This window comes from Fulvivirga sediminis (assembly GCF_016757215.1).
In the GTDB taxonomy this organism is placed as follows: Bacteria; Bacteroidota; Bacteroidia; order Cytophagales; family Cyclobacteriaceae; genus Fulvivirga; species Fulvivirga sediminis.
The window spans coordinates 1-307 of the sequence record NZ_JAESIY010000050.1 but is presented as its reverse complement, the minus strand read 5'-3'; the positions used below and the strand labels follow the sequence as shown (position 1 = coordinate 307).

Genomic DNA, 307 nt, shown 5'->3' with positions numbered 1-307 from the left:
TAAGTGACTTTTTTACTTCTGATGTACAAGGTAGTGCCCAGCATGGTAAAGAAAAAGATTGCAATACAAGCACTAGCAATTTTAATAATAGTAGAGCGCTCCTTATCAATTTCTGATTGCTTCACATCTTTGTAATGATTTTGGATCTCAGTATCGAGTAATACCTGCAGTTTTTTGTAATCCAATTGATCAATCACTTCAGCCTTGAGTTTTTCTTGCTGCCTACGTATATCCTCTATTCTGAAAATATCATTAATCGACAGCTTGGCACTTTCCTTAGCCATTGCTCGTTGAGATTTAGATATTA

Annotated in this window: 1 protein-coding gene; it reads right to left on the bottom strand. The window is 35.2% G+C overall.

Features of this window, described 5'->3' with window-relative positions; all coding sequences use genetic code 11:
• On the bottom strand, nt 1-284 hold a 284-nt coding region (locus tag JL102_RS23440; RefSeq protein ID WP_202246901.1), incomplete at its 3' end, for a hypothetical protein.
• Nucleotides 285-307: the final 23 nt, after the last annotated feature.